General features: G+C 71.1%; 9 protein-coding genes. 7 read left to right on the top strand and 2 right to left on the bottom strand.

The annotated features are described in order from the left end of the window. A partial coding sequence (locus VFN12_RS03455) for a plasmid stabilization protein (protein WP_325117189.1) occupies positions 1 to 236 on the bottom strand: 236 nt, incomplete at its 3' end. A 61-nt stretch (positions 237 to 297) separates the two neighbouring features. Here VFN12_RS03455 and VFN12_RS03450 point away from each other — a divergent pair. The 7 genes from VFN12_RS03450 to VFN12_RS03420 all read left to right on the top strand — a co-directional run bounded on the left by VFN12_RS03450 (position 298) and on the right by VFN12_RS03420 (position 4593). Then, complete coding sequence (locus tag VFN12_RS03450; protein WP_325117188.1) at positions 298 to 894, top strand: type 1 glutamine amidotransferase domain-containing protein; 597 nt, start codon at positions 298 to 300, stop codon at positions 892 to 894. A 34-nt stretch (positions 895 to 928) separates the two neighbouring features. Then, a complete protein-coding gene (locus VFN12_RS03445; protein WP_325117187.1) occupies positions 929 to 1642 on the top strand; it encodes a GAF and ANTAR domain-containing protein in 714 nt (237 codons plus the stop codon). Between the two features lie 27 nt (positions 1643 to 1669). Then, a complete protein-coding gene (locus tag VFN12_RS03440) occupies positions 1670 to 2194 on the top strand; it encodes a 2'-5' RNA ligase family protein (protein WP_325117186.1) in 525 nt (174 codons plus the stop codon). Between the two features lie 70 nt (positions 2195 to 2264). Then, positions 2265 to 2597 carry a PadR family transcriptional regulator gene (locus VFN12_RS03435; protein WP_325117185.1) on the top strand — a complete coding sequence of 111 codons (333 nt, stop codon included), beginning with the start codon at positions 2265 to 2267 and terminating at the stop codon, positions 2595 to 2597. Beyond that, entirely contained in the window at positions 2594 to 3409 is an 816-nt protein-coding gene (locus VFN12_RS03430) for a hypothetical protein (RefSeq protein ID WP_325117183.1), read from the top strand. Before VFN12_RS03435 ends, VFN12_RS03430 begins: the two co-directional genes overlap by 4 nt. 171 nt (positions 3410 to 3580) lie before the next feature. Beyond that, positions 3581 to 3859: an HU family DNA-binding protein gene (locus tag VFN12_RS03425; RefSeq protein WP_325117182.1), complete on the top strand. Its 279-nt coding sequence runs from the start codon at positions 3581 to 3583 to the stop codon at positions 3857 to 3859. Positions 3860 to 3996: 137 nt separating this feature from the next. Further along, positions 3997 to 4593 carry a hypothetical protein gene (locus VFN12_RS03420; protein WP_325117181.1) on the top strand — a complete coding sequence of 199 codons (597 nt, stop codon included), beginning with the start codon at positions 3997 to 3999 and terminating at the stop codon, positions 4591 to 4593. A gap of 18 nt (positions 4594 to 4611) precedes the next feature. Here the strand turns inward: VFN12_RS03420 and VFN12_RS03415 are convergent. Then, positions 4612 to 5576, bottom strand: a 965-nt coding sequence (locus VFN12_RS03415) for an acyl-CoA dehydrogenase family protein (protein WP_325117180.1), incomplete at its 5' end; no start/stop codon positions are given.

Genomic DNA, 5576 nt, shown 5'->3' with positions numbered 1-5576 from the left:
CGGGTCCGACCGCCCGATCCGGAGTGGGACCGCAGGCCGCCGCGGCGGGAGGATGAGATGTCGTCGGTCGACGTCCTGCTGCTCTGCTCGGCCTCCCCTTGCCGGGCCCGCTCCTTGTTGACCGTTCGCGCGGCGATCTCCTCGGCCACGTCCTCGCCCCGGCCCTGGTCCTCGAGGCTCTCCTTGATGTGGTCGTACTGGCGCTCACGCTTCTTGCTCCAGGCTTGCTGCGGCATGTCGCCTCCCCTCTCGCTGGTGCGGGCGTCGTACCCGACCCGGGCTCGGGGCAAACAGGGCATGCCGAGGACACAGACGGGTACGCCCCACGTCGTCACCGACACGACGGAGGAGACCGAGATGGCGAGCCTGAACGACAAGACGATCGCATTCCTGGTCGCGCCCGAGGGCGTCGAGCAGGTCGAGCTGACCGAACCGTGGGCCGCGGTCGAGCGGGCCGGAGGCACCCCGCACCTGCTCTCGACCGAGACCGGCAGGGTGCAGGCCTTCCAGCACCGGGACCCGGCCGACACGTTCGAGGTGGACGCAGTGGTGGGGGACGCGGACCCGGCGGCGTACGACGGACTCGTGCTGCCGGGCGGGGTGGTGAACCCGGACAACCTCCGGATGGACGAGGACGCGATGAACTTCGTCAGGAAGTTCTTCGCCGACGACAAGCCCGTGGCCGCGATCTGCCACGCGGCATGGGTCCTCGTCGAGGCCGACGTGGTGCGGGGGCGCACCGTGACGTCGTGGCCGAGCCTGCGCACCGACCTGCGCAACGCGGGGGCCGAGTGGGTCGACCGCGAGGTCGTCCGCGACGGGAACCTGGTCACCAGTCGGAAGCCCGACGACCTGCCGGCGTTCAACGAAGAGCTGGTGAATCTGCTGACCTGACCCGCGGCTACTTCCCGCGTGTCAATATGTCGCCGTGAGCGAACCTGACACCAACGATCCCTACCACGTCTTCCAGACGCTGGCACGGTTGATCTACAGCGGGTCCACCTTCGAGGAGGTCTACCAGCACCTGGTGGACATGGCGACCCGGATCGTCGCGGGCTGCGACCACGCCAGCCTCATGCTGGCGCAGCGTGACGGCTACGCGACCGCGGCGGCCAGCGACGACATCGCTCGCCGCATCGACGCGCTCGAACGCGAGCTCGGCGAGGGCCCTTGCGTCGACGCGATCGACGAGGAGGCCGGCCAGATCGACCCCGACATCACCCGGCACAGCTCCTGGCCACGGCTCGCCGAGCGGGTCCTCGCCGAGACGCCCGTGAGGGGAATGGCCGGCTACCGGATCGTGATAGAGGGCAAGAAGGTCGGCGCCCTCAACCTGTTCTCCGACACCCCGGACGCGCTCAGGGAGGAGGGGGCCGACCAGGGTGCCGTGCTGTCGGCCTTCGCGTCGGTGGCGCTCATGTCGGTGGCCAACCGGGACCGTGCCGACTCGCTGCGCCGCGGCCTGGAGAGCAACCGTGAGGTCGGGAAGGCGATCGGGCTGCTGATGGCGGCCCACCACATCGGCTCGGACGAGGCGTTCGAGGTGCTCCGCAAGGCGTCCAACGACATGAACATGAAGCTCACCGAGGTCGCTCGTGAGGTCATCGAGAACGCCGAACGCCGGCCGCTCGACGAGTCCTAGCGCCGCGCGGAAGGGCCGGTCCTCGCGATGAGCCTGGCGGTGTGCCTGCTGATCGACGATCCGGCCGACGCCGCGATCCGGCAGCTCTGGCGCCGACTCGAGGAAGTCGGCGTGCCCAGTCTGGCGACGCACACCCACGGCCGTCACGTTCCCCACCTGACGCTGGCGGCGCTGCGCACCTATCGGGTCCCCGCGGTCCAGCGTGCGCTGGCCGAGCTGCCGGTGGCCGAGCCGGCCGTCCTCCACCTCGACGCCCTGGGCGCCTTCCGCCGCAGTCGCTGCTGGCTGGCCCCCGCCGCCTCGGGCGCCCTCGTGAGCCGCCAGGAGGCCACGGTCGCCGCGGCCCTGGGCACCGGCGCCGAGCTGCACCGCCACTACCGGCCGGGGGTCTGGGTGCCGCACCTGACCCTGGCCCCGAGGCTGCACACCGCCGACCTGCCGACCGTCGCCCGGGTCGTGTACGACGTGCTGCCGCTGACGGCCCAGGTCACCAGGGCGGCGCTGATCGAGACCGCCACCGGGGACCAGCACCCGCTCGACCACCTGGTGTGAGGCCGACGGAGCCGGCGACACACCGCGCAGGACCGCGCACTAGTGCGCGTCGCGCAGTAGTGTGTGTCGCATGGAAACGACTCAGCTTCTCCGCGGCGTGCTCGACCTCGCCGTGCTCGCGGTGGTCGCCGCCGAGGACGGCTACGGGTACGACGTCGTACGGCGCCTGCGCGCGGCAGGGCTGGAAGACGTCGGCGACGCCTCGGTCTACGGCACCCTGAGGCGGCTCTACGGCGCCGGCGCACTCACGTCCTACGTCGTGGCCTCCGAGGAGGGCCCGCACCGCAAGTACTACGGCATCACCACGGCGGGCCGCGACGAGCTCGAGCGACAGCGAGACGAGTGGCGCGCGTTCAGCACCACCATCACCTCCCTCATCGAGGCCCAGGAGGCCGCGGCATGACCCACAGCGTGCACGAGACCACCATCCCCGCCGAGGTTCGCGACTTCGTCGCCGCCGTCCGCGAGCACCTCGCCGACCTCGACTCCGAGGAGCAGCAGGAGCTCACGGCCGGGCTCGAGGCGGATCTCGCCGACCTGGTCGCCGAGCACGGCACCGGCGCGCTGGGTGACCCGGCGTCCTACGCCCGGGAACTGCGCTCCGCGGCGGGCCACGACCCCGAGATGGGCCGTCGAGCCCCGCGGCGGAGCCTGCGACGGGCCGCCATGGAGGCCATGGACGGCATGCACGACTCCTGGGACAGGGTCCTGGACTCGGTGCCGGGTGACCTGCGTGGCTTCCTCACCGCTCTGGGGCCCGCGTGGTGGGTGGTGCGGGCCGTCACGGCGTGGCTGGTGGTGCAGGACATCCGGGGGCCCTACATCGTGCTGGGCCACGAGTGGCTGGTCGTGCTGGCCGTCTTCCTGGTGGTGAGCGTCCAGCTGGGCCGGCGGGCCTGGGGTATCGACCGTCTCCTGGCCGCCTCCGTGCTGGCGCGCCTGCTGCTCGTCGCGCTCAACGTCTTCGCAGTGACCATGGTGCCGGGAGCGGCCGACCGGCTGGCCTGGCACGTGGCCGAGCAGCGGGCCTACCAGTTCGCGGAGACCCCGACGACGGGTAGCGGGCCAGGTGACCGGTTTCCGGACATCACCTTCCGGGGTCGTCAGGTCTGCGAGCTCGAGGTCCGGGACGCGCGGGACCGCGTGGTCGACGGCGCCTACCTACGGGACCTCGACGCGCAGCGGCGAGTGCCGCTGAGCGCCCAGATCTGCTGACGCGCCGCCCGGGTGCCCCACCCGGGTGCCCCGCCCGGGCCGGAGGCGCACCGGGCCCGGCCGTAGTGTTTTCCGGAGCGAGGACGTAGCCTCGCAAATCTGCCTGCACCACTGGGCAGGCCATGTCCGGGCCGCGCGAGAGCCGGTCGAACCACGCCGTCAAGGAGCACGATGAAGAAGGACCAGATCGTTCAGTCCATCGCCGACGCGTCGGGGGTGTCCAAGGCCGACGCCGACCGCGTCCTCTCCGCCGTCGTCGACACCATCACCGGGACCGTCGCATCCGGCCAGAAGATCCAGATCCCCGGGCTGGGCACGTTCGAGTCCCGCGACCGCAGCGCCCGTGAGGGCCGCAACCCGCAGACCGGCGAGACGATCCAGATCGCCGCGACCCGCGTCCCCGGGTTCAAGCCGGCCACGTCGTTCAAGCAGGCGACCGCCGGCAAGTAGCCTCCGGGCCGCATCACCTCCGGTCACCGGGCCGCGGTCGCTCGACCGCGGCCCGGTGTGCGGGTCGCCCCTGCTCCCACCTCCGACGCGCTACCGTGAATGACGCAGGGCGGGGATCCCTTCGGAGGTGTGTCGACATGACCAGCACCGCGCTTCACCCCGTCCACGTGGCACGAGGGCACCTGGCCCGGCTGGTCGTCCTGGCCGTTCTCGCCCTGGCCGCCGGATGTGGCGGCTCCGAGGGCGAGCAGCAGCAGGCGGAGCCGGAGCCGACGGCGGCCGAGGCATGGGCAGACGAGGTCTGCTCCACGGTCACGACCTGGCAGGCTGCGGTCGCCCACTCCAGGGCCATGTTGAAGGACGCCGCCAACCTCAGCGCCAACGACGCCCGTCATGCCCTGACGTTCGCCGCTGACGCCACCCGAACGTTCATCGCCGACCTGAAGGACACCGGCGCACCAGACACCGAGGCCGGACAGGCGGCTGCCGAGCAGCTGTCCACCTTGTCCGACCAGCTCCAGGAGCAGGCCGAGGTCGTGGCCCGCGCGGCGGAGAGCTCGAACACCCTGCCGGAGATGCTGGACTCGGTGTCCGCGGTCTCCCAGGCCTTCTCCACGATGGTCACCGACACGACGACAGCCGTCGAGAACATCCGCGGGCTCGACGGCGCCGCCGAGCTGGAGAGCGCGTTCGCCGACTCGACCACCTGCCAGCAGCTCCGCGGCACGGGCTGAGGGCAGGCGTCGCCGGGATCAGAGCTCTGACTGCACCCCGGCGAGGAGCTGGCGGGCGATCACGATCCGCTGCACCTGGTTGGTGCCCTCGTAGATCTGGGTGATCTTGGCGTCGCGCATCATCCGCTCCACCGGGTACTCCCGGGTGTAGCCGTAGCCGCCGAGCACCTGCACGGCGTCGGTGGTCACCTCCATGGCCACGTCGGAGGCGAAGCACTTCGCGGCGGCACCGAAGAACGTCAGGTCCTTGTCGTTGCGCTCGGATCGCCCGGCCGCGGCATAGGTCATCTGCCGCGCCGCCTCGATCTTCATGCCCATGTCGGCCAGCATGAACTGGAGGCCCTGGAAGTCGGCGATGGCCTTGCCGAACTGCTGCCGCTCCTTCGCGTACCCGAGCGCGTGGTCGAGGGCGCCCTGCGCAACTCCGACGGCCTGCGCGGCGATGGTGACGCGGGTGTGGTCGAGGGTCCGCATCGCCGTCTCGAAGCCGGTCCCCTCCTCCCCGATCATCCGGTCGGCGGGGACGCGGACGTTGTCGAGGTAGACCTCGCGGGTCGGGCTGCCCTTGATCCCCAGCTTCTTCTCCGGCGCGCCGAACGAGACGCCCTCGTCGGACTTCTCGATGACGAATGCCGAGATCCCCCGGCTGCGCTTGTCAGGGTCGGTCACCGCCATCACGGTGTAGAACTCGCTCTCCCCGGCGTTGGTGATCCACCTCTTGACGCCGTTGAGCACCCAGTCGTCACCGTCGCGCTCGGCCTTGGTCTTCATCGCGGCCGCGTCGGAGCCCGCCTCGGGCTCGGAGAGGCAGTAGGAGAAGCCACCCTCTCCGGCCGCGAGCTTGCCGAGGTAGTGCTTCTTCAGCTCCTCGGAGCCCGAGAGCATCACCGGCAGCGAACCCAGCTTGTTGACGGCCGGGATCAGGCTCGCGCTCACGCAGGCCCGGGCGACCTCCTCGATGACCAGGACCGTCGCGAGCGCAT

It is taken from the genome of Nocardioides sp. (assembly GCF_035703625.1).
Lineage (GTDB): Bacteria > Actinomycetota > Actinomycetes > Propionibacteriales > Nocardioidaceae > Nocardioides.
This window is presented reverse-complemented; position numbering and strand designations above follow the sequence as displayed.

Excerpts from the sequence above, each read along its gene's own strand:
- VFN12_RS03450 (WP_325117188.1), top strand. The coding sequence starts at position 298 with ATGCCGAGGACACAGACGGGTACGCCCCACGTCGTCACCGACACGACG.
- VFN12_RS03440 (WP_325117186.1), top strand. The coding sequence starts at position 1,670 with ATGAGCCTGGCGGTGTGCCTGCTGATCGACGATCCGGCCGACGCCGCG.
- VFN12_RS03435 (WP_325117185.1), top strand. The coding sequence starts at position 2,265 with ATGGAAACGACTCAGCTTCTCCGCGGCGTGCTCGACCTCGCCGTGCTC.
- VFN12_RS03430 (WP_325117183.1), top strand. The coding sequence starts at position 2,594 with ATGACCCACAGCGTGCACGAGACCACCATCCCCGCCGAGGTTCGCGAC.
- VFN12_RS03425 (WP_325117182.1), top strand. The coding sequence starts at position 3,581 with ATGAAGAAGGACCAGATCGTTCAGTCCATCGCCGACGCGTCGGGGGTG.
- VFN12_RS03420 (WP_325117181.1), top strand. The coding sequence starts at position 3,997 with ATGACCAGCACCGCGCTTCACCCCGTCCACGTGGCACGAGGGCACCTG.